21 protein-coding genes, 3 tRNA genes and 2 other annotated features are annotated in these 23361 nt (G+C 28.0%); of the genes, 22 read left to right on the top strand and 2 right to left on the bottom strand.

Annotated features, from left to right (window positions below):
• The 14 genes from ACZ41D_RS10510 to ACZ41D_RS10445 all read left to right on the top strand — a co-directional run bounded on the left by ACZ41D_RS10510 (window position 1) and on the right by ACZ41D_RS10445 (window position 12795).
• Window positions 1-1041: a permease gene (locus ACZ41D_RS10510; RefSeq protein ID WP_464151362.1), complete on the top strand. Its 1041-nt coding sequence runs from the start codon at window positions 1-3 to the stop codon at window positions 1039-1041.
• Between the two features lie 15 nt (window positions 1042-1056).
• On the top strand, window positions 1057-1452 hold the full coding sequence (locus ACZ41D_RS10505; protein ID WP_464151361.1) for a hypothetical protein: 396 nt from the start codon (window positions 1057-1059) through the stop codon (window positions 1450-1452).
• A 380-nt stretch (window positions 1453-1832) separates the two neighbouring features.
• Window positions 1833-2921 (top strand): ArsR/SmtB family transcription factor, encoded by a 1089-nt coding sequence (locus ACZ41D_RS10500; protein ID WP_464151360.1) that lies wholly within the window; start codon window positions 1833-1835, stop codon window positions 2919-2921.
• Between the two features lie 14 nt (window positions 2922-2935).
• A complete protein-coding gene (locus tag ACZ41D_RS10495) occupies window positions 2936-4297 on the top strand; it encodes an MFS transporter (protein WP_464151359.1) in 1362 nt (453 codons plus the stop codon).
• A gap of 641 nt (window positions 4298-4938) precedes the next feature.
• The gene (locus ACZ41D_RS10490; protein WP_464151358.1) at window positions 4939-5388 is read left to right on the top strand and encodes a DUF4274 domain-containing protein; all 450 of its coding nucleotides are present in this window, start codon (window positions 4939-4941) and stop codon (window positions 5386-5388) included.
• A 1139-nt stretch (window positions 5389-6527) separates the two neighbouring features.
• On the top strand, window positions 6528-8009 hold the full coding sequence (locus ACZ41D_RS10485) for an ISLre2 family transposase (RefSeq protein WP_464150702.1): 1482 nt from the start codon (window positions 6528-6530) through the stop codon (window positions 8007-8009).
• A 453-nt stretch (window positions 8010-8462) separates the two neighbouring features.
• Window positions 8463-8858, top strand: a complete 396-nt coding sequence (locus ACZ41D_RS10480) for a hypothetical protein (RefSeq protein WP_464151357.1) — start codon at window positions 8463-8465, stop codon at window positions 8856-8858.
• Between the two features lie 143 nt (window positions 8859-9001).
• Entirely contained in the window at window positions 9002-9883 is an 882-nt protein-coding gene (gene hslO / locus ACZ41D_RS10475) for an Hsp33 family molecular chaperone HslO (RefSeq protein WP_464151356.1), read from the top strand.
• A 97-nt stretch (window positions 9884-9980) separates the two neighbouring features.
• Window positions 9981-10056, top strand: a tRNA-Phe gene (locus ACZ41D_RS10470).
• A gap of 12 nt (window positions 10057-10068) precedes the next feature.
• Window positions 10069-10143 (top strand) — tRNA-Gly (locus ACZ41D_RS10465).
• 5 nt (window positions 10144-10148) lie between these two features.
• A tRNA-Cys gene (locus ACZ41D_RS10460) sits at window positions 10149-10222 on the top strand.
• Between the two features lie 153 nt (window positions 10223-10375).
• The gene (locus ACZ41D_RS10455; protein ID WP_464151355.1) at window positions 10376-11134 is read left to right on the top strand and encodes a DUF6873 family GME fold protein; all 759 of its coding nucleotides are present in this window, start codon (window positions 10376-10378) and stop codon (window positions 11132-11134) included.
• Between the two features lie 63 nt (window positions 11135-11197).
• Window positions 11198-12106: a sporulation protein YtxC gene (ytxC, locus tag ACZ41D_RS10450; RefSeq protein WP_464151354.1), complete on the top strand. Its 909-nt coding sequence runs from the start codon at window positions 11198-11200 to the stop codon at window positions 12104-12106.
• A gap of 86 nt (window positions 12107-12192) precedes the next feature.
• Window positions 12193-12795: a DUF445 domain-containing protein gene (locus ACZ41D_RS10445; RefSeq protein WP_464151353.1), complete on the top strand. Its 603-nt coding sequence runs from the start codon at window positions 12193-12195 to the stop codon at window positions 12793-12795.
• A gap of 98 nt (window positions 12796-12893) precedes the next feature.
• Window positions 12894-13113, top strand: a binding site (T-box leader).
• Between the two features lie 317 nt (window positions 13114-13430).
• Here the strand turns inward: ACZ41D_RS10445 and ACZ41D_RS10440 are convergent.
• Window positions 13431-14462, bottom strand: coding sequence for an IS6 family transposase (locus tag ACZ41D_RS10440; RefSeq protein WP_464150957.1), 1032 nt, complete (start codon window positions 14460-14462; stop codon window positions 13431-13433).
• A 121-nt stretch (window positions 14463-14583) separates the two neighbouring features.
• Here ACZ41D_RS10440 and thrS point away from each other — a divergent pair, with 121 nt between their 5' ends.
• Entirely contained in the window at window positions 14584-16494 is a 1911-nt protein-coding gene (thrS, locus tag ACZ41D_RS10435) for a threonine--tRNA ligase (protein WP_464153138.1), read from the top strand.
• Between the two features lie 47 nt (window positions 16495-16541).
• On the opposite strand, the gene ACZ41D_RS10430 is transcribed toward thrS, so the two are convergent.
• Window positions 16542-18098, bottom strand: a complete 1557-nt coding sequence (locus ACZ41D_RS10430) for an ATP-dependent metallopeptidase FtsH/Yme1/Tma family protein (protein WP_464151351.1) — start codon at window positions 18096-18098, stop codon at window positions 16542-16544.
• A gap of 403 nt (window positions 18099-18501) precedes the next feature.
• On the opposite strand from ACZ41D_RS10430, the gene infC reads away from it, so the two are divergent.
• From infC to ACZ41D_RS10395, 7 genes are all read left to right on the top strand, one after another.
• Entirely contained in the window at window positions 18502-19008 is a 507-nt protein-coding gene (gene infC / locus ACZ41D_RS10425) for a translation initiation factor IF-3 (protein ID WP_464153137.1), read from the top strand.
• Between the two features lie 25 nt (window positions 19009-19033).
• The gene (rpmI, locus tag ACZ41D_RS10420; RefSeq protein WP_464151350.1) at window positions 19034-19228 is read left to right on the top strand and encodes a 50S ribosomal protein L35; all 195 of its coding nucleotides are present in this window, start codon (window positions 19034-19036) and stop codon (window positions 19226-19228) included.
• A 30-nt stretch (window positions 19229-19258) separates the two neighbouring features.
• Window positions 19259-19609, top strand: a complete 351-nt coding sequence (gene rplT / locus ACZ41D_RS10415) for a 50S ribosomal protein L20 (protein WP_464151349.1) — start codon at window positions 19259-19261, stop codon at window positions 19607-19609.
• Between the two features lie 178 nt (window positions 19610-19787).
• Window positions 19788-21146 (top strand): TrkH family potassium uptake protein, encoded by a 1359-nt coding sequence (locus tag ACZ41D_RS10410; RefSeq protein ID WP_464151348.1) that lies wholly within the window; start codon window positions 19788-19790, stop codon window positions 21144-21146.
• A 12-nt stretch (window positions 21147-21158) separates the two neighbouring features.
• The gene (locus ACZ41D_RS10405) at window positions 21159-21812 is read left to right on the top strand and encodes a potassium channel family protein (protein WP_464151347.1); all 654 of its coding nucleotides are present in this window, start codon (window positions 21159-21161) and stop codon (window positions 21810-21812) included.
• 9 nt (window positions 21813-21821) lie between these two features.
• On the top strand, window positions 21822-22637 hold the full coding sequence (locus ACZ41D_RS10400) for a TrmH family RNA methyltransferase (protein WP_464151346.1): 816 nt from the start codon (window positions 21822-21824) through the stop codon (window positions 22635-22637).
• Between the two features lie 230 nt (window positions 22638-22867).
• Window positions 22868-23092 (top strand) — a binding site (T-box leader).
• 43 nt (window positions 23093-23135) lie between these two features.
• Window positions 23136-23309, top strand: coding sequence for a hypothetical protein (locus ACZ41D_RS10395; RefSeq protein WP_464151345.1), 174 nt, complete (start codon window positions 23136-23138; stop codon window positions 23307-23309).
• Window positions 23310-23361 lie beyond the last annotated feature (52 nt).

Genomic DNA, 23361 nt, shown 5'->3' with positions numbered 1-23361 from the left:
TTGTGGCGAGAAAATTTAGGATTAGCATTAAATGAGTTTTGGCATTTTCTATGGGTACTTTTCTTAATAGTTCTAGCTGTTTCTATAGTATCTGGAATTATGAGAGAGTTCATAGATCAAAATAAACTTCACAAAAGATTAGGACTAAATAAGGAATCAGGAGTATTCGTAGGTGCTGCACTAGGAATTTTAACTCCATTTTGCAGTGCTTCATCTGCTCCGGTGATTATGAACATGGTTGAAATTGGAGTATCTTTTTCCTCTATTTTTGCTTATGTAATAACAGGAGATCTTATCAATTTTGTTGTAATGGGAATTATCTTTGGAGGTTTTGGGTGGAAGGTTGCTTTATTTTGGTTTTTATGGATATTTATTTGTGCATTATTAGCAGGATTTATTGTAGGTAGAACACCAATACAAAATGAAATTAAAGTAGTAGATACAGGAGTTTTAAAACGATTAAACCCAGAGAAAGATTTTGATACAATTGAAGAATACCTAGATTATGTAATTGCAGTAAATACAGATTATATTGAAAATAATGACTTTAAGACCAATGAATTAGATGTCCTTGAAAATAATGAAGAAATGTCTACGACTAATAAAGCTGTTAGTAAGAAAATAAGAGTAACAAAGGCTATAATATATTCTATGTCGGTTTTTTTAAATGTATTTCCATATGTTCTAATTGGTGCAGTTATAAGTGCTTTTGCAACAGTATTTGTTCCAACTTATTATATAGAAAAATATATAGGTAGTCAATCAACTTCTGCTATACCAGTGGCATCTATTATAGGTATTCCATTGTATATGAGAATTGAGATGTCCATCCCTTTCTTGAAAGTGCTTTTAGAAAAGGGCATGGGATTTGGTGCTGCAATGGCCTTGCTTATTGGTGGTACTGGTGCTAGTCTTGCAGAGATTTCAATACTAAATATCTCATTTAAACCAAAAGCAATTTTGGCATATGTTATCTGTATGATTTTAATAGCAATGTTAGGAGGGTATGTATTTCAGCTTATTGGATTATCGTTAATTTAGGAGGATTAAGTTATTATGGATAACAGTAACAACATAAATAAAGGTCTAACAATTACATACAAATTTTTTATTGCTGTTCTTTTAGCTTGTCCACTTTATGTTTGGGGTAAAAAAATTAAAATTAGTAAAGAAAAAGAAAAGAAGGAATTAGAAAAATGGTTAAGTACACTAAAAAAGAAAGATAAAGAAAAAGTAGTTCCATTACTATTAACTATGAAAACTGGCAGGTCAATATTAATTTTAGGTTCTTTTTGCCCGTTATTTTGGTTTTCCTTAATTGCAGGTCAAAGTAAGAGAATTATACTTTTTAATTTATCGCATTCATTGATATATATAATAATAGGTTATTATATGACTAATAGGGCAAAGAGAAATCTAATTATAATGAAAAATAACCTCCAAAGAAAATAACAAGAATAATTAAGGACTTTTTACTAAATCCAGTTAATAAAGATGTTTAATTGTTCTTTATGATATGCACGATTTGTTTGCTTTTGACTGAGAAAAATTAATTGAAATATTGAGATAATGGACGTTTGATTGTTATTATTGCATTTAAACAATCAGACGTCTATTAATTTTTTGATGATTAAGCTCTTACTATATTAAAAATAGAATATAGAGATGAATTACAATGATAAAATATATAATTTTTCAAAAAAAGTATTGACATAGATATTTATCTAATATAAACTGCAATTAGATAAATATCTAATTTAAAAAATATAATTAGATAAATATAAAAAATTGAAATAAATTATCATATAAAATTCTAAACGGAGGTGTATAGATTGAAAATAATATTTGACCCTCAAATAGGCAAAACAAGAGATTGTTTTAGATTTTTACACAGTATATATTATCATGAGGAGTATAATGAAAGAATTAAAGAGCATGGAATAAAGCCAAATGAAGAGTTTGAGAAATTTATAATTGATTTAAAACAGGACGTTAAGTTAAATGAAGAAAAGTTAAAACTCTACTATGGTAATGAGTTTAGTTTATCAACAATTTTCTTATCAGACCAAGAGTTGTGGGAATATAGGGAATTAGATAAATGTTTAAATTATATAAAACAATTAGATGATCATCTACTAAAGCTAAAATTATTAAAAAATCTAATAAGCATAACTAGCGAGGAAAACAAAGAAAGTGAAATCGAAGAGAAAGCAAATTATATTTTAGCGAATGAACATGAGTGCTTATCTCTTATCCAAAAAACAGAATATGATTCAGGATTAAAGTGGGAGCTATTTTCTTTTCTTCAAGACCCAGAGAAATATAGAGATGAATATATCACATTTATGGAAAAATTAATTCCTAAATTTTTGAAGCACTATAAGACTAAAGAAAAAGTCATTGATGAGTTTAATAAATATATCGAAGAAAAAAATAATACAAACAATGGAAAATATTTCAAAAGTATTTTGGGGAAATTTATGAGATTTGATAAATATGATGAAATCTATATAACTACTAGTTACTTAGATTATTACAGCATCACATTTAATGTTTTAGAATCTTCAAGCTATGTTTATATTGGGATAGACTATGAAGACGCTTTAGCACAATATGAAGGAAGAGAAGGGGATAAGTTAAAAAAATATATCAATATTTTTAAAAACTTTTCAGATATTACTAGATTTCAAATACTTAAGCTTATAGCAGAGGATAAAGATTATTCCAGCAAGGATATTGCTGAAAAACTTGGAATTTCAGGAGCAACTGTTTCATATCACATGAATAATTTGTTTTCTGCAGAATTGGTGTCAATGAATAGAAAAAAAAGAAAGAATATTTATTCGATAAATAAGGATGTAATAAAGGAAGGAATAGATTTTTTAATAAGGGAATTTAATTTGAATGATCATGTTAAATAGATAGGAGGTTATTTATGAGTGATAGAGTTAAAAGATTAAAAGCTTATAAGCCAAGTGTTATATCAAATATGGTGTTGTTACTTTTAGGAAGACTTGTATCTTTATTTGGTTCAAGGATATATAGTTTTGCAATAAGTTTGTATATCCTTAAAACTACAGGTTCAGGTACTACTTTTGCATTATCATTGGTTATTAGCACACTTCCAGCAATCATATTTGGGCCTATAGCTGGGGTAATGAGTGACAAGATTGATAGAAAAAGAATGGTAGTATTAATGGATATCTTAAGTGGGGTAATAATTTTATTGTTGGCAGGATTGGCTGTACTTAATGGTTTAAAATTAATATATATTTATATAGCAAGCTTTTTATTAGCTACATGTAATACTTTTTTTAATGTTCCTTTTCAATCATCAATTCCTAATATAGTTGATGAACAAAATCTAATGAGGACAAACTCTTTAAATCAAGCTATAACATCAATTACTTCTATTGCAGGTCCATTTTTAGGAGGTATAATATATGCCTTTGTTGACATACAATTATTTCTCGTTATAAATGGAGTATCTTTTATACTTTCAGGCATTAGTGAAATGTTTATAGATTTTAATTTGAATAAAGCTGAAACAGGGACGTCAATGGATACAGTGAAAAATGAAGTAGTAATTGATGAAGATAAGGAAGTAATGGAGGCTAAAGTAGAGAGTGAAAATGCTGAGTCAGGTAAGAAACAGATCATCAAAAATTTCATAAACGACTTTAAAGATGGATTTGTGTATTTGAAATCAATTAGGTCAGTGTTTATGATGTCTATGGGTGGGATATTTCTTAATTTGTTTGCATCATTAGGGATGACAGTTCCTTTCCCTTATATAGTTAATGAGGTCATAAAAATGTCTGAGGTTCAATTTGGAACCTTAGAAGCAGTTTTTCCCTTAGGGATGCTTGTAGGAGCAGGGGCTCTATCTATTTTGCCACAGAGTGAAAAGAGTTTTAAGAAAATGATAATTGGATTATTTGTCGTAGATATAGGTATTACTTTATTAGGTTTATTTATTGTCTCAGAACCTTTAGCTTTCACCATAAACACCTATTTTATTTTGTATGCAATAATAATATTTATTATTTCTGTAGCAATAGTCTTTGTAAATATACCTATGGAAGTGAATTTGCAGAGGATAATACCTGATAATATGCGAGGAAGGATATTTGGATTGCTTACTACATTTTCCATGTCATGTATGCCTATTGGGATGGCTATTTCTGGAGTACTTATTGACTTGATCCCTGTATGGATATTACCTGTGACATCAGGAATTATATTGTTAGGAGTAACAATTGCTATAGGATTAAATAAAGATATAAGGGAATTATAATATATATAATTACAGTAATTATAAAAATAAACTGATCTAAGGTATGATAAAAAAATTTTATATTAATAATAAGTGTTGATTACTGAACTAATATATGAGTACTAATTTGTCTATAGTAAGAATCTTAATTCTTATTTTATATTAAAATTAATATATATATTGAAAATCACATTTTATTATATTATCATATTATTATCAAATTTAAAGGTATTTTGCCAATTTATGGATAATAACCATATGAGATTAAAAAATAAATATTGTTAAGGTAAAAAAATTAAATAATACCATAAAATTGAATCAAATATATATAAAGGTATTGATGATATTATTTTAATTATGCTTGGAAAACTCTTATTAAATGCAAATATCGATAATTAACCAAGAGTAATAATTGCAAATAAACAATTTTAATATACATAAAAATTATTTATTTAAAAATGGTGTAATGTTAAAGGAGGATTTATCATGTGAATTTATAAAAAATATGTTGTTAAACTAAATAGTACATTTACAGGATCTCTTGAAATGTTAATAAATGGAGTAAATAATAATGTTGAGAAGTATTTAGATTTAAAAAATATATAAATTTTAAGAATTTTCTAATAGATGATAAAAAAGTATAATTAAAGTAGGTGTTTATTATGGATGTTGAAAAAATTAAAGAAATTTTATACGAAGAAAATATAAAAAATGCAGTACATAAAATAAGAGAAATTAGTGACTCGAAATCTTTGCATATACTTATTGACAACTATAATTGGGATGATGGATTTGAAATTCCATCTGCAGTAATTGAAAATCCTTATTGTGACCTTGGTACAGCACTTTTAATTTTTTATTTGGCAGATGGTTATAGTATGATAAGTGATAAAAATTATTTTGAAAATCATTTCGATAATGAATGGAAGAATTTTCTTAAAAAATTGTATTTAAAAATTATTCAAAATGATTTTTCTAAAAATAATATTGAATTTATTGTTCCTTTGACAAAAGTTCAAATATATAAATTGAAAAAAAATAACCCGCAAATACCTAAAGTACTAGTTAATAATTTAGCAGGTGAAAAAATTGATAGTCCAATTCTTTACTAAATATGAAAATTATTTTTAATAATTTATAAGCTAATAATGCTGGATATATAGACTCACAAGTATATTTTAATAAAATATCTTCTTCATCTATAATATCTAAATGAGTATTAAATTTATTAAATATACTGTCTATTTTTCTATATTAATTTCATTATATAATTTTGAAGAGTTAAGAGAATTAAAATTTACAAAGTATTTATTTTATTATAATTCCATTTATAAGCACTATATTTATTTTTATATTTTCACCATCATTATTATCACACTTGAGTATAGCCTTTGAAATAAATAGTAAAATCATTTATCACTTAACGACTTTTTATATAAATCTAGATAATATTACCAAATAATATGGGATATTAAAGAGGTCTCAGTTTTTACTGATTTTAAACTTCTTGTCAGGAAATACGTTATACCAAATCCTCTTTTTATTGTCCCGAAGGGATGTTCTACTATCATTTGCCTTTGCTTATAAAGCTCTTTGTTTTCTATGGTTCTTTTATCAACTATATCTAGAAAGTCTTGGTTTATTGATCTTTTAATTTGTCTTCCTTAATAAAGTCTTTCTCCTTTAGGGCATATATAGATATTTTCTTCTTTGTCATATTTAAATTTGTCTAAATAATATTCTTTTTCTCCTGTAGAATTAGAGAATGTTTGTTTTGCAACATAGGTTTTTATATTTTTTTCACATTTATCTTTTACTGACGTCCCAATATCACAATATCATATAAAGAGAGGATTTTTGTAATGATAAAAGGATATGAGTTATTAATAAGCTTTCCTTTTTCCAACGAAATTGGTTCAATACTTTAGTAGTAGATTGAGGAAATTGTATAATTACTATTGGGTTAAAATTTTTATTATGTAATTTTCTTAATTAATATTGAAATTTAATCTTAGTAAAATCAACTCCAAATTTTAGAGTAAAATCTAATGTTTTGAGTTGATTTTTTATTTTTGCATTATTGTATCTTTTGTGGAATAAAATAACTAATATATTCTAAGCATATTCTTAGAGTATAATTTTAGTAGGCAAAAACAACAAAAATGAAAAAGATGCCCGAAAGCACCTTTAACATATATGAATCATCCAATATAATAGTAATTAATAAGAAAACTATAAAAGGGATGATTACATGTATAATATAAGTTTAGATGAAAAAGAAATTAATTTCAAGAACTTAGAGAAAATTATATATAAGCTTGTATGCCGACAGGCATGTGAAATGCTCGTAGAGCTATTAGAAAAATTAGATAATAAATTAATGAAAGAAAGAGATAAAGAAGAATATAGAAATAAAGGATTAAAGAAAACTACCATAAAAACAATAATGGGCGAAATTGAATATAAACGTAGAATATATCAATATACTACACAAGAGGGTAAAAGAGGTTACAAATGCCTTTTAGATGAATACTTAAAAATGGAAACCATAGGACATATATCTACAAATCTAGTAGAAAAAATAGTAGATCTAGCAACAGATGAATCATATAGAAAAACAGCAAATAAAATAACAGAAATGACAAACCAAAGTATAAGTCATTCAGCAGCTTGGAACATAATACAAAACTTAGGAGAACAACTAAAACAAAAAGAAAAACACGAAATAAAATTAAACAACGAAGAAAAATTACAAGGCAAAAAAGAAACAAAAATATTGTTTGAAGAAATGGATGGAGTGTGGATAAATATCCAAGGTAAAGATAAAAAGACTAAGGGAAAAGAGAAAAAAGAACTAAAATTAGGAATTTTTTATGAAGGCTGGGAGAAGAAGCATGAGAAAAAAGATAGATATGTACTAAAGAACAAAAAAGCATATGCAAGCTTTGGAAGTAGTAAAGAATTTAGAAAACTAAGACAAGCCAAAATAGCGAAACAATATAATACTGACGAAATAGAAACAAAAATAGTAAATGGAGATGGAGCAAACTGGATAAAAGAAGTTATAAAAGAAGACAATTCACACTTTCAATTAGATCCATTTCATAGAAATCAAGCAGTACTTAAGAACATAGAAGATAAGAAAAAGGCAAAAGAAATAATAAAGAAACTAAGCAATGGTAACATAGAAGAAGGATTAGAAATGATAACAAAACTAATGATAGAAAACAATGATAATCAAAAGAAAATGAAGAAATTACAGGCACTATATAATTACCTAGTAAACAACAAAGAAGGGATAGTGCTCTACAAACTTCGCCCAGACATAAATATGCCGCAACCACCAGAAGGAATTAAATATAGAAATCTAGGAACAATGGAACATAGCATATGTGATATATTAGCACAAAGGATGAAAGGGAATAAAACAAGTTGGTCAATACAAGGAGCCAGTAACTTAGCCAAGATACTAGCAGAAAAAGCAAGCAAAGAATTAGCAACAACAATAAAATCACTACTGAACAAAGAAATAAAAGAAGAAAAGCTTGAAGAAATAATAGAAAAAGTAGGATTAACAGCAGCAGAAGTAAATAAAAAGCCAAAGAAAAGCAAGATATACAAACACAAAAGAGCAAGCATGCCATTTAGTCAATGTTCAGTAACTAACGGAAGAAAAGCCATAAAGGACATGTTAGGTTGCAAATGTGCAAGTCAAATGAACCTAAGTTTTTAATATCTAATATATTATATAACTTAAAAGAATAAGCTAACATACGATACCTATGCTCTAATATAAGCCTAAAAAAATACAACATAATAGAGCATTAATACTGATGAATAAATAGAATTAGACCTAAAAATAGGGCTCTCAGACTTATTGTTATTCTATAATCATAAGTCTAGTATTATAGAATAACAATTTTGAAATCATTGTAAAGTATATGTAAATTTATTTTTAAAATTGTAGAAAGTATAAATAGAATACTCTTGCCCTATCGGGCATAAAAACATAATTAAAACAGCAAAATTGGATGATTAAATTTAAAAATAATAATTTTGCCAACTTTTACTTGACAGTATCGATTTGCTGTACCTTTTTTCATTATTTTATAATTTGTGATAAAATAATATAAAAAATGTTCTTAATAAAATGATATACTGAATTAGCGTTCTCTGAGGTGATTGTATGACCTATGATTATGAGTATTTAAAAAAATTTAGGAGCGATGAATCATTTGATGAAAAAATAAAAAATGAGATATATAAAGAGATAGCTAATACTTTAGGTAATTATGGAGATATAATAGATAAAGCAGTGAAGAATCAAAATGAATTATTGTGTGAAATTAAAAAACTAGTTTTTGTAAATAATAAAAATAGAATAAATTTAAAGCAACTAGAAAAATTAGATGAAAAAGAAAAAATCAAAGTATATAAGTTAATAGATACGTATAATAAGAATTATTACATTGCTGAGAAGTATCAATATTATATGAATGTACAAAAAGAAGCATTGAATTTTAGAGGGTTTAATTATGACCCGTATAATATTCTTCCTAAATTAATTATAGATGGGTCATAATTAATTTGATAAAAAAGTTTATTTTTAAAATTTTGAACATATTATAGACAATAGTGCTATTACAATGTAAAATAGTATAGGTATAAGATATCCCATTATAGAAATATTATAATGAATTATGTTATTTAAACGGAGGACTATATATGAAAGATTATTTAATAAGAGCTATTGATGAGGAAAAAACTTTTAGAGTTTTTATTGCTACAACTACAAATCTAGTGGAAGATGCTAGAAAATCTCATAATACCAGTCCTACAGCTACTGCAGCTTTAGGCAGGACTATGACTGCTGCTGGAATTATGGGAGCAATGTTAAAAAATGAAGAAGACAGTGTATCCATACAAATAAAAGGAAATGGACCTATTGGAACTGTTTTAGCAGTTGGAAAGAGAAATGGTAACGTTAAAGGATATGTTGATGTGCCTTATGTTGATTTAAAATTAAAAGAAAATGGAAAGTTAAATGTAGGTGGAGCTGTAGGAAAAGAAGGTAAAATTGTTGTGATAAAGGATTTAGGCCTTAAGGAACCTTATATTGGTCAGTCTAATTTAGTTACTGGAGAGATAGCAGAGGATTTAACTCACTACTTTGCATATTCAGAGCAGCAACCTTCAGCAGTATCTTTAGGGGTATTAATTGATAAAGATTTAAGTGTAAAAGCTTCCGGTGGATTTATTATTCAGATGTTGCCTTATGCACCAGATGAAATAGTAACTAAATTAGAAAATGCTATTGGAAATTCTGAACCAATATCTTCGTTAATAGATAAAGGATTAAGTCCTGAGGATATTTTGAGTCATATATTTAAGGATTTCAAGATGGATATAATTGAAAAAAGGGACTTGAGGTTTAAATGTGATTGTTCAAGAGAAAGAGTAGAAAGCATATTAATAAATTTAGGGAAAAAAGAGTTAAAAAACATGATAGACGAAGATGAAAAAGCAGAAGTTGTTTGTCATTTTTGTAATACTAAATATCAATTTAATAAAGAAGAATTAATTGATATACTTGAAACATTAGAGTAATTATTTAAAGTAGTTTTATAAAAAATTGCTTGTTTACTGTTGACTTTATTGTTAAAATAGTGTATACTAATTCTTGCGTTCAACAAACTACTGTTTAGCCCAGATAGCTCAGTCGGTAGAGCAGGGGACTGAAAATCCCCGTGTCGGTGGTTCGATTCCGCCTCTGGGCACCATAAAGTGTATATGCGGAAGTGGCTCAGTGGTAGAGCATCGCCTTGCCAAGGCGAGGGTCGCGAGTTCGAATCTCGTCTTCCGCTCCATGTATGGCGGCATGGCCAAGTGGTAAGGCAGAGGACTGCAAATCCTTTATCCTCAGTTCGAATCTGGGTGCCGCCTCCACTATATCTTCCTTAATGGAAGATTTTTTGTTTTTTTGAAAAACTAAGAAATATATGGTCTATAAATAACCTTGCAACTTTTGTTTGTGAGGTTATTTATTTTTGCTTCATGTTGGGTGATAATATATTATTAATAAAAGAAGGAGTGATTATAATGGATTTGTTAAAATCTACAGAAATAAAAAGGATATCAGATGTAGCTATTGTAGATGGTAGAGTAGATGATGAAACGATAAATAATCTCAAGAAATATTGTCTAAATATAATAAAAACTATTAAATGCTCCGAGCTATACGACGCTATTTCATATCATCCAGATATAGTTATTCACCCTATTGATTCAAAAACGGTTGTTGTTGCTCCAAATGTTTACGATTATTATAAAGACAGATTTTATAAAATGGGTATAAAAGTAATACAAGGAGAGAAAAGACTTAAAAGAAACTATCCAGATAACATTGCATATAATGTAGCAAGAGTTGGTAGATATGTTATTCATAATTTCAAGTACACAGATGAAAAATTAAAATATTATTATAGAAAAATGAATTTTGAATTTATTAATGTAAATCAAGGATATACAAAGTGTTCAATAGCTATCGTTAATGAGAGGGCTATAATTACCTCTGATCCTTCTATATATAAAGAATGTGTCAAACATGATATAGATGTGTTGCATATAACAGAAGGATTTATAGAATTGCCTGGGTTAAATTATGGATTTATCGGTGGTGCAACAGGCAATTTGGACAAAGATAGTATTTTATTTTCTGGCTCTTTTAAGAGCCATCCTGATTATATAAAAATTATAGAATTTTTGAAAAAATATGATAAAATACCAATTATTTTAAGTAATAATAAAATAAAAGATATTGGTTCAATTATTACTTTAAATACAATTAATACAATATAGTCAAAGTGAATATGTAACTATTAAAAACATATACTACTATTACAACTGAAGGGAGTGAAATAAATGCAATCATTATATATTGGAATTAACGATGAGTTAGATACTGCAAATGACATATTTGATAAATATATAAAATTATTCGATAATAAAGAAATTGCAATTGATAAAGATATAAAAAAAGTTGGAGATACTGTTTTTTTAAAATATGAATTGAAGAATAGTAATAATAAAAAATATAGTAATGTTGATAATATATTTAAAAATTATATAGCAAATGCTATTTCTGAAATAATTTTAGATATTTATCAAGAAAAGTTAATTACTAGATTAATTAATTTTAAATGTAATTATTTTGATTACAAAGATAAGGAAAGAATTAAAAATAGTACTATCAATAGCTTAAAAGAAAAAGAATGTATTTATACAGATGGTGTAATATATAAAATAAGCCGTAAAGCGAGAATACTTAAAGCTATAATAGAATATTTAGAAAATAATAATGAAATTATTATAGAAGGTTTTATTAATTTTAGATTGAAATTTTTTGTTGATGCTATAAAGGAGGAAATAGATAGAAATATTGAAAATATTATAATAGAAAAAGAATTTGAGGAATTTATAAAAATATTAAAGTATTTTGTCGAGATTCAAGAATCAAAGATTGATATGGTAAATATTGTTATTGATAAAGAAGAATACAGAATATATGATAAAAACAATATTAAAATTAATGATGATTTTGTAGAAGAGATTGCTGACGAATTTATAAATGATGATATAACTAATGATGATTTACTTATTAGTAGCTTAATTACACTGGCTCCTAAGAAAATAATACTTCATATTCGACATATTGATGAAAATACTAATGAAATGATAAAAATAATAAATAGTATTTTTACTGATAGAGTTAGTATTTGTGAGGGCTGTAAACTTTGTAATGTTAAACTATCCTTAAAAAATGAAAAATAGGTTGCTAAAAAACAGATATTTGTTTCTTATGACTCTAATATGTGCTATAATAATTTGGTTAGCACATATTAGAGTGGGGTGTAAATATGATAATAGTTAAGATATTGATACTTGCAATAATTGGAGCAATGATAGGATGGATAACTAATATTATAGCTATAAAATTAATATTTAGACCTTTAAATCCTATAAAAATACCACTTATTAATGTAAAGCTACAAGGATTAATACCTAAAAGAAAAGATGAAATTGCAAAAAGTATTGGCAATGTTGTTGAAAGTGAATTGCTATCAGTAGGAGATTTATTAGATGAAATTATAACTGAGGAAAGTATGTCTAATATATTATTCATTATTAAGAGGAAAATTAATTATATTATAGATCAAAAAATTCCATCTATTGTACCTAGAGCTATTAAAAATATGATTTTTGATTATATAAATGAGTTAGTTGATACAGAAGGTGAGAAAACTATCAAGGATTTGGCACAAAAAATTATTGATAAGACTACAAGTGAAGTTAGTGTGGCTAAGATCGTTGAAGATAAAATAAATTCATTTGAATTATATAAAATGGAAGAACTAGTTCTTTCCGTTGCTAAAAAAGAACTTAAACATATTGAAATATTAGGTGGAGTATTAGGTTTTATTATTGGAATAATACAAGGAATAATAGTAATGTTATTTTAGAGCGTTTTTTTATGTATATGACTTTTAAATTATAGATTTTTATACCTAAGAGTCCTTGACAAATACGAATATTATATCTATAATTATAAAAAAATATAGCTAAAGCTATGATGGGAAGAGTAAATTAGAAACAGTATCACAGAGAAGGGATGTCGTAGGCTGAAAACCTCCCTATACATGACTAATTGAAAACTGCCCCTGAGTTGTGTTTGAAACTCATTTTGAGGTAAAAATTTCCGTTGATTACGTTATAATCATTTGAGAGGATTTTATATCAATTAGGGTGGGACCGCGAGAATATAAGCTCTCGTCCCTAGATTTTATCTAGGAACGAGAGCTTTTTAATTATAATAATGCCAAAATCAATTAATTATGAGAAATGGAACTGTTAACTTAAAATGAAAAAATAGCATGATTTTATAGAAAAATTCTTAATGGATCTTGACCTTACAGCCCTATATGAATTTTAGCTATTACAATAAAGCTGTCAAGGGTCAAGATAAACGAGCAAAGCTCGCCCTTGACAGCTTTATTTTAAATAGCTATGGAATGGTTAAGGGCTGTAAAAATAAAAATTGCATAGCAAATAAACCAAGAAATAAGGCAAAGCAGAGAGAACCCTTAACAAGTAAATATTATGCAGATAATAACCAATTACTGCGATCTCTATCGCTATATTTGGCACCTGCTACCTGGGCAGGAGTAAGGTTACTCAAAGAAGAATGAGGCCGTATATAATTAAAGAAGAATACAAAGTTTGCAATTAAGTTATTAGCGCTTTCGAAACAGTTAAAACCTCGCTTTGGTTTATACCAGGCTTTAAATTCCTTATTAAAAGATTCAATTATATTGTTTGATATATCATCATCAAAAGATTCAACTCTTATATGGTTGGCACCGGCAAAGATAGATTTAGCAGGCACCTTATAAGCACTATATCTATCAGTAACGATAGTATTAGGAATGCCAAATTTCTTTGCTTTTTTAAAAAGGCTGAAGGCCTGGTTAGAATTTCTGTAAGGAGATAGATGAAAATTTATAATAAAGCGAGTTTCAGAATCAATGATAAACCAGAGATAATGTTTTTTACCATTAATTTTAACAACAGTTTCATCAGCATGCCACTCATCAGAAGAAGATAAGTCAATGGTTGAAGAAAGCTTACTAGATATACTGTCAAACAAAGGTGCAAACTTTTTAACCCAGGATGCAATGGATACATGGGAAACCTTAATATTATAAGTGATATATAGAAACTGCGATATCTTCCTTGTTGAAGAATTATTTAAAAAATAAAGGTTAAGAGCAGTAATAATAACAAACATAGGAAACCTCATTCTTTTAAAATCAGTTTTACCGGAAAGGTTAGACGATGAGGGATTATCGATAGTAGTTGGTTTAGCGATAAAGAAAGAATGGTAACACTTTTTATCTGAGCATCTATAGTTTGTATAGTGTTTATAATTATGATGAATAAAAGATGCTTTGCCACACTTGGGACATCTTGGATGTTTGGTATTGCGTGTAGTATTAGATTTAGGCTTTGTAGAAAATTGACGTCTACAATCACGGCATTGATACTTTTGATAACCATAAGGATCTTTGCCAAATTTATAAAGTTTTGAAGAATTACATCTAGGACACTTAATTTTTGGTATAATAGTCATAGGTCTCGACCTCCTTTGGAGTAGTGTTTTTGTGTCTATTGCTATTATACCTAAAGGAGTTCGAGACTTTCAATTTTCATTTAAGTTAACAGAACGTGAGAAATTGGAAGGAGGAAAGATTATGTCAAAAATTAATATTACATTACCAGATGGTTCAATAAGAGAATACGAAAAAGGTGTTACTGTTTTTGATGTAGCACAAGACATAAGTAGTGGATTAGCGAGAGTAGCTGTAGGCGGAAAAGTAAATAATAAAATTGTAGGTTTAAATTTTCATATTGATGAAGATGCAGAAGTTAGTATATTAAAATTTCAAGATAAAGAAGGTGCTGAAATATTTAGACATACTTCATCTCACATTTTGGCACAAGCTGTAAAAAGATTATTTCCTGATACAAAGCTTGCAATTGGTCCAGCTATAGAAGATGGTTTTTATTATGATTTTGACACAGAACACAGATTTACCCCCGAAGATTTAGAAAAGTTAGAAAATGAGATGAAAAAAATTGCTAAAGAAGATTTAAAGATTGAAAGGTTTGAACTTCCTAGAGAAGAAGCAATAAAGTTTTTAAAGGAAAAAGGTGAACCTTATAAAGTAGAATTAGTTGAAGATTTACCTAAAGATGCTGTTATATCATTTTATAAACAGGGAGATTTTACTGACTTATGTGCAGGACCTCATCTCCCAAGTACTAAGAAAGTAAAAGCTATCAAGCTATTGAGTATTGCGGGAGCTTATTGGAGAGGTAATGAAAAAAATAAAATGCTTCAAAGAATATATGGTACTTCATTTGAAAAAAACAAAGACTTAGAATTGTATTTAAATAGGTTAGAAGAAGCTAAAAAAAGGGATCACAGAAAGCTAGGAAAAGAGTTGGATTTGTTTAGTATACATGAAGAAGGACCAGGATTCCCATTTTTCCATCCAAAAGGAATGATAATTAGAAATATACTTGAAGATTTTTGGAGAAAAGAACATATAAAAAATGGATATGGAGAGATTAGGACTCCTATTATTTTAAATGAAGAATTGTGGCATAGATCAGGACATTGGGATCATTATAAAGAAAATATGTATTTTACTGAAATTGATGAATCAGATTATGCGATAAAACCAATGAATTGTCCAGGTGCAATGTTAGTATATAAAACAAAGATGTACAGCTATAGAGATTTTCCACTTAAACTTGCTGAAATGGGGCTTGTTCACAGGCATGAACTATCTGGGACACTTCATGGATTAATGAGAGTTAGAAATTTCACGCAGGATGATGCTCATATATTTATGCTTCCTGAGCAAGTTAAAGATGAATTGATAAATGTTATGGAATTGGCTGACTATATTTATGGAGTATTTGGCTTTAAATATAAGGTAGAATTATCTACTAGACCAGAAAATTCTATGGGTACAGATGAGCAATGGGAAATGGCAACAAATAGTCTTGCAGAAGCATTAAAAGCTAAAGGAATAGAATATACTGTTAACGAAGGTGATGGAGCTTTTTATGGACCAAAGATAGACTTTCACCTTGAAGATGCTATAGGAAGGACATGGCAATGTGGAACTATACAACTTGATTTTCAAATGCCTGAAAGGTTTGATTTAACATATATTGGTAAAGATAATGAAAAACATAGACCAGTTATGATTCACAGGACTATTTTTGGGAGCATTGAAAGATTTATGGGCATTTTGATTGAACACTATGCAGGAAAATTCCCAGCATGGATAGCACCTGTACAAGTTAGCATTTTACCGATATCTGATAAATTCAATAGTTTTTGTTATGAACTAGAAAATAAGTTTAAAGAAAAAGGAATAAGAGTTGAGGTAGATGATAGGGCTGAAAAAATAGGGTATAAGATAAGGGAAGCTCAAATTCAAAAAATACCTTATATGCTTATAGTTGGTGAAAAAGAAGTTGAAAGCAATACTGTTTCAGTAAGGTCAAGAGATAAAGGAAATATAGGCTCAATTGATATTGATGAGTTTTTAAATAAATTGCTAGAAGAAATTGAAAAGAAAAAGTAAATATACATTATATTCAGGTGGGTAGAATCCCACCTGAATATAAAAGACTATATAGCATAGTTTTCTAATTTTTCATATTTCCTAAATATTTCATCAAGCTGTTCTCCATCCATAGTTTCATTTTCCATTAAGAAATTAGATACATCAGATAATATAATCTTATTGTTTTCAATTATTTGAATTGCCCTATTAAAGCATTGGTTGGTTATTTTTTTCACTTCATTTTCTATAATGTTAAAGTTGTAGTGTAAATATTTTTCATCTATTGCTACATTTCCGAAAGAACTCATTCCATAATCACATACCATCTCTAAAGCAATTTTAGTAGCTTTTTTCAGGTCATCTTTTGCACCAGTAGTTATTTCATTAAATACTATTTGCTCTGCTGCTCTTCCTGCAAGCAATACGGTTATTTTATTTAATAACTCATTTTTTGATAATAAATATCTATCTTCTTCAGGGAACTTTAGCACATATCCTAAAGCTTGACCTCTGGGGACTATAGATATTTTTTGAATCATATCTGTTTTAAGTATTTTACCAACTATTGCATGACCTGCTTCATGATTAGATACTATTTTTTTTTCTTTTAATAAAACAGAAGGGTGTTTTATTTCTAGTCCTGCAACTACACGTTCAATTGCTGCGTTGAAATCTTCAATATTTATTTTTTTCTTGTTCTTTCTTACTGCGATTATAGCTGCTTCATTAGCTATATTTGCCAATTCAGCTCCAGACAAACCATGAGTTTTTTGTGCTAATTCTTTTATATCTATACTTTCATCTAGAGGTTTATTACAAGTATGAACTTTAAAGATTTTTTCTCTTGCTTTTACATTAGGATTTCCTACATACATATGTCTATCAAATCTTCCTGGTCTAAGTAGAGCTTCGTCTAGTAAATCTAATCTGTTTGTTGCTCCTATGACTACAATAGTATTGTTTTTATTAAAACCGTCCATTTCAACGAGAAGTTGATTTAGAGTTTGGTCTTTTTCATTGTTATTATCAAGATTTCTTTTAGAACCTATTGCATCTATCTCATCAATAAATATTATACAAGGGGCATCTTTTTTTGCTTTTTCAAAAAGAGTCCTTATTCTTTTTGCGCCAACACCTACATATTTCTCTACAAATTCAGAACCACTAGCATAAAGAAAGGTTGAATTTGTTTCTCCTGCAACAGCTTTAGCAAGCAAAGTTTTGCCTGTTCCAGGAGGACCGTAAAACAAAATACCTTTAGGAATTGTTGCTCCCATTTTAATATATTTTTCAGAATTATTGATAAAATCTATAGTTTCTTGCAACTCTTCTTTTATTTCTTCAAGTCCAGCCACATCTTTAAAGGATACATTAGGTTTGTTGCTGTTATTTTGGCTTTCTCCATTGGTTTTTTCAGTATTTATTGAGGCAGTGACTAATTGAGCATTAGAATTTAATTTTATATAATATATTAGAAAAGCCATAGTGAAGGCTATTATTATTAATACATTAGTGTTACTTATATTAATAAATCTTATACTTGATATGTATTTACCATATATTATAATTGATGAAATTATTATACAAATAATTAATATTGTTAAAATTAATTTCTTTTTCAATATTATTTCACTCCTATCAGTTAAAATAGATATATATGAATTGGTCTATTTCTGTAAATATATTTTAACCAAGTATGTGATTTTATATTTAAAGTGATAAGATAATAAAAAAGGTAATATAAAGCAAACAAATTAAAATGTAGAAAAAATATTTTAATATTTTTAGTTGACAAGATGTAAACATTAACATATAATGTACTGGAAATGTTTTATGTATAAAATAAAGTAGAAGTGTCCGCTTCTCACCTTATGGCGTTTATAGAAATTGCTAATAAGGTTAATAAAAAGTATGGGGTATTTTGATATTTATTGTTATTATGCCTTTATTTTAAATGAAGCGGATAGAAATATTCTATTCGTTTTTTTATTATAGATTTAATAATTATCCAGGAGGTGGAGTAATATTAAAGAGCTTCAAGTAAATGAAGAAATTAGGGACAAAGAAGTTAGGCTTATTGATGAAAAAGGAAACCAACTTGGCATAATGTCTAATTTCAAAGCAATTGAAATTGCTTATGAGAAAAAGCTTGATTTAGTTAAAGTAGCCCCTAACGCTAAACCGCCAGTTTGCAGAATAATGGATTATGGTAAGTATAAATATGAATTGGCAAAAAAAGAAAAAGAAGCAAGAAAGAATCAAAAAATTATAAACATAAAGGAAATTAGATTGACACCAAGTATTGAAGATCATGACTTAAATGTTAAAGCTAAAAAGGCTATAAAATTTTTACAGAATGGAGACAAAGTTAAAGTTACAGTGAGATTTAGAGGAAGAGAACTTGGACACACTGAACTAGGTGAAGAAGTATTAAAAAAATTTGTTGAATTAACTTCTGAATTTGGAATTGTGGATAAAAAGCCTAAGCTTGAAGGAAGAAACATGGTTATGTTTTTAATCCCTAAACAATGACATATTTTGAAAGGAGGAAAGGTATATGCCAAAAATGAAAACCCATAGAGGTGCAGCAAAGAGATTAACTAAAACTGGAACTGGTAAAATAAAGAGATATAAGGCTTATAAGAGCCATAAAACTGGTAAGAAATCATCTAAGAGAGTTAGAAATTTACGAAAATCAACATTAGTAAGTGGACATGATTCAAAAAGAATGCACAAAGTATTACCATACTAGTTTATACTGAAAGCAAAGGAGGTAGAAAAAATGGCTAGGGTAAAAAAAGCATTAAATGCAAAGAAAAAACATAAGAAGATTTTAAAGTTAGCAAAAGGATATTATGGTGCAAAAAGTAAATTATATAGACCAGCAAACCAAGCTGTAATGAAATCACTTAGCTATGCGTATGTAGGACGTAAACTAAGAAAAAGAGATTTTAGAAGATTATGGATAACAAGAATTAATGCAGATGCAAGAATGAATGGCATGTCTTATAGTACATTTATTAATGGATTGAAAAAAGCAAATATTGAAATCAATAGAAAAATGCTTTCAGAAATGGCTGTACATGACCCTAATGGTTTTTCACAATTAGTTGAAATTGCAAAGAACGCTTAAACAAAAGTTCCTTTTTAGGAACTTTTATTTATTATTAAGCGAAGAAATTGTTTATCTATGCACAATATGCATATTGAAGATAAAAAGTAAAATATTAGGTATTAACTTTTAAAGGGCACTATTAAATGTTATAATAATAATAATATTTTATTACATACTCATTAAATTTTAATAGGGGATGATAACTATAGATATTGTAAACAAAATTAATGAACTGAAAATGAACCCTGCACAAGTTTTAGTATTAGGTTTTGCGGCATTAATTTTAATAGGAGCAACTCTACTTAATCTACCATTTGCGTCGACTGATGGACTAAGTATTGGATTTGTAGATGCTTTATTTACTTCGGCTTCAGCTGTTTGCGTAACTGGATTAGTTGTAGTAAACACTGCTACTCATTGGACTATTTTTGGGAAAGTAGTAATATTAATTTTGATACAAATTGGAGGATTAGGATTTATGACCATGGCTACTTTAGTAGCTTTGTTTCTTGGCAAGAAAATTACTCTTAAAGATAGATTGATAATGCAAGAGGAATTAAATCAGTTTAGTTTATCTGGTCTAGTGAAGCTTACCAAATACATAATTATATCAACTTTTATTTTTGAAGGAATAGGTGCAGTATTTTTATCTTTTAGATTTATAAAAATATATGGTCTATTAACAGGAATATGGTTTTCGATTTTTCATTCTATTTCTGCATTTTGTAATGCCGGTTTTGATTTAATTGGCAATAGTTTAGTTATGTTTGTTACGGATCCTCTGATAAATTTTACTGTAGGGTTGTTGGTTATAGTTGGAGGGTTAGGATATACCGTATATATGGATATATCGGTAAAGAGAAGCTTAAAAAAACTTTCTCTTCATTCGAAAATTGTGTTATTAATGACATCGATATTATTAATTTTTGCGCTGGTTTTTGTTTTTGTTGTTGAGTATACAAATCCTAAAACATTAGGAAACTTATCTTTAGGTGGTAAACTGATAGCTTCATTTTTTCAGTCGGTAATTCCAAGAACTGCTGGTTTTAACACAATAGATATTGCATCCATAAGAAGTGCTACAGCTTTTATTATTATAATTTTAATGTTTATTGGAGGGTCACCAAGTTCTACTGCAGGTGGAATTAAAACTACTACTATTGGAGCAATATTTTTAGCGATACTTTCTGTCGTAAAAGGTAAAAAAGACGTTGAAATATTTAAAAGGAGAATACCTAATGATATTATATTAAGGGCACTTGCTGTTACAGGAATAGGAATGGCTTTAGTATTGACAATTACAATTTTACTTACGATTACTGAAGCAAAAGCATCATTTCTAGACATATTATTTGAGGTGACTTCTGCTTTTGGCACTGTTGGGCTTAGTAGAGGGTTAACTCCTAACTTATCTGTAATTGGAAGATTACTGATAACAATTACTATGTTTGCAGGAAGAGTTGGACCATTAACAATGGCTTTTGCTTTTGCAAAAAAACAGAAGGATAATAAGGGCATTTATAGATATCCTGAGGAAAAAATATTAGTTGGATAGGGGGTATATTTTATGAAACAGTTTGCTGTTATAGGGTGCGGAAGATTTGGTTCAAGTGTAGCTAAAAGTTTATATAGCCTTGGTTATGATGTCTTAGCTATAGATCAAGATGAGGAAAAAATACAAGAGATATCAGATTCTGTTACACATGCAGTTCAAGCTGATGTTATAGATGAAAGTACATTAAAAGCTTTAGGAATAAGAAATTTCGATGTAGTAGTAGTAAGTATAGGATCAGATATTCAAGCATCAATAATGGCTACTTTAATTGCGAAAGAATTGGGGGTAAAAACTGTTATTGCTAAAGCACAAAATGAACTTCATGGTAAGGTTTTATATAAAATTGGCGCAGATAGGGTAGTTTTTCCTGAAAGAGATATGGGAGTAAGAGTTGCACATAACTTAGTTTCTTCTAGTATATTGGATTATATTGAACTTGCACCTGATTATAGTATTGTAGAGATTGCAGCATTTCAAGAATGGGAGAATAAAACTCTTAAAGAACTCAGACTTCCTATAAGATATGGAATTAATGTTATGGCTATAAAACGAGATAAAGAAGTAAATATATCTCCATATGCTGATGATATAATATTGAAAGATGATGTTTTGATTGTTGTAGGGAGTAATAAAGATCTAAATAAGTTAGAGCGTATGAGTAAGTGAGGTGTACAAATGACCAATATAATTACAAGTGAAGACAATATAATAATTAAAACCATCAAGTCACTACACAAAAAAAGACAGAGATGGAAAAAGAAGATTTTTATTATTGAAGGTATAAAACTCCTTAAAGAAGCTATAGAGTATAATGGTGAAATTGAATATATAGTTTTTTCTGATTCATTATTTAATTGTAAAGAAGGAGAAGACTTTTTTTCTAGTTATTTAAATAGCAAAAAGTATAAAACATATCATATTTCAGATAAATTAATGAAAAGTATTTCTGATACTCAAACGCCACAAGGTATATTAGCAGTGGTTAATTTTCTTAATTGTACATTAGAAACAGCATTAAAGGAAGAAAAAAATTTTTTAGTGATTTTAGATAGATTGCAGGACCCTGGCAATGTAGGAACGATAATTAGGTCTGCTGACGCTTTAGGTTCAAATGGTGTTATTTTTACTGAAGGATGTGTGGATTTATATAATTTAAAAACAATTAGGGCAACAATGGGTTCAATATTCCACATTCCTATTATTTATTATAATGATGATATAAAGAAATTAGTTAAAGAACTTAAGAAAAGAAATATAAATATTATGTCAACTTCTATTAATGCAGATATGCTTTCATATCAAGCTAATTTTACTGAAGATTTTGCATTGGTTATAGGCAATGAGTCATCTGGTATTTCTCCTGAAATATTAAACATATCTGATACAATAGTAAAAATACCCATGGAAGGGAAGGCTGAATCTTTTAATGCAGCGGTAGCATCTTCTATAGTAATGTATGAAGCGTTAAGGCAAAGAAATAATTCAATATGATATAGAAGTTTATTATGGTTTACATATTCCTTGTAATTATATTTATAACATGCTATAATTTAATAAAATAACTTTAAGGAGAATATGTCTATGATAAATGCTGATTTCTTTTGGAGAGTTTTTGAATTGACAGGATCTGCAAATGCATATTTGGCTTATAGAAGTTTTTTGATTAATTAAAGTATGAGTTTTATTTTTAATACAGTTATTATTCTATAATATTTATATATATAAAGGTAATGAGGAAGAGAGTAAGTGTTGAAAACCTAAAGAGAGGAAATACCATTGGCTGAGAGTATTTCTAGGTGGAAGATACTGAAGTTCACTTCTAAACTGCAAGGCTGAAAATATAGTAGGCCTTAGCCGGTGTGAGCCGTTATTATAATTAAGTGACTAAACGATAATTATTATGTTTAGTTATAAGGGTGGTACCGCGGAAGACTTTCGTCCCTTTTAGGAAGTCTTTTTTTTATGCACATTTATAAGGAGGTTGGATATTTGGAATATTTGGTTAGCTTTATCGTGTTTTTTTTAGCATATTTTTGCTTAAATTTACTAGTAAATAAATTAAAAAAAACTAACAAAAAGAAAACCATAGATATCTTAAAGAATTCAGTATTTATAGCTATAGTATACATATTAGTTATTTTTGTATATGCAAGATTTAGATAGATGAAGAGTTTGTGTAGTTATAACGATTAAAGTGCTGAAATCTTATACTATA

The organism is Brassicibacter thermophilus (genome assembly GCF_055378355.1).
This window is presented reverse-complemented; position numbering and strand designations above follow the sequence as displayed.

Coding starts and splice junctions, on each gene's coding strand:
- ACZ41D_RS10505 (WP_464151361.1), top strand. CDS start 1,057: ATGGATAACAGTAACAACATAAATAAAGGTCTAACAATTACATACAAA.
- ACZ41D_RS10495 (WP_464151359.1), top strand. CDS start 2,936: ATGAGTGATAGAGTTAAAAGATTAAAAGCTTATAAGCCAAGTGTTATA.
- ACZ41D_RS10490 (WP_464151358.1), top strand. CDS start 4,939: ATGGATGTTGAAAAAATTAAAGAAATTTTATACGAAGAAAATATAAAA.
- ACZ41D_RS10485 (WP_464150702.1), top strand. CDS start 6,528: ATGTATAATATAAGTTTAGATGAAAAAGAAATTAATTTCAAGAACTTA.
- ACZ41D_RS10480 (WP_464151357.1), top strand. CDS start 8,463: ATGACCTATGATTATGAGTATTTAAAAAAATTTAGGAGCGATGAATCA.
- hslO (WP_464151356.1), top strand. CDS start 9,002: ATGAAAGATTATTTAATAAGAGCTATTGATGAGGAAAAAACTTTTAGA.
- ACZ41D_RS10455 (WP_464151355.1), top strand. CDS start 10,376: ATGGATTTGTTAAAATCTACAGAAATAAAAAGGATATCAGATGTAGCT.
- ytxC (WP_464151354.1), top strand. CDS start 11,198: ATGCAATCATTATATATTGGAATTAACGATGAGTTAGATACTGCAAAT.
- ACZ41D_RS10445 (WP_464151353.1), top strand. CDS start 12,193: ATGATAATAGTTAAGATATTGATACTTGCAATAATTGGAGCAATGATA.
- ACZ41D_RS10440 (WP_464150957.1), bottom strand. CDS start 14,462: ATGACTATTATACCAAAAATTAAGTGTCCTAGATGTAATTCTTCAAAA.
- thrS (WP_464153138.1), top strand. CDS start 14,584: ATGTCAAAAATTAATATTACATTACCAGATGGTTCAATAAGAGAATAC.
- rpmI (WP_464151350.1), top strand. CDS start 19,034: ATGCCAAAAATGAAAACCCATAGAGGTGCAGCAAAGAGATTAACTAAA.
- rplT (WP_464151349.1), top strand. CDS start 19,259: ATGGCTAGGGTAAAAAAAGCATTAAATGCAAAGAAAAAACATAAGAAG.
- ACZ41D_RS10410 (WP_464151348.1), top strand. CDS start 19,788: ATGATAACTATAGATATTGTAAACAAAATTAATGAACTGAAAATGAAC.
- ACZ41D_RS10405 (WP_464151347.1), top strand. CDS start 21,159: ATGAAACAGTTTGCTGTTATAGGGTGCGGAAGATTTGGTTCAAGTGTA.
- ACZ41D_RS10400 (WP_464151346.1), top strand. CDS start 21,822: ATGACCAATATAATTACAAGTGAAGACAATATAATAATTAAAACCATC.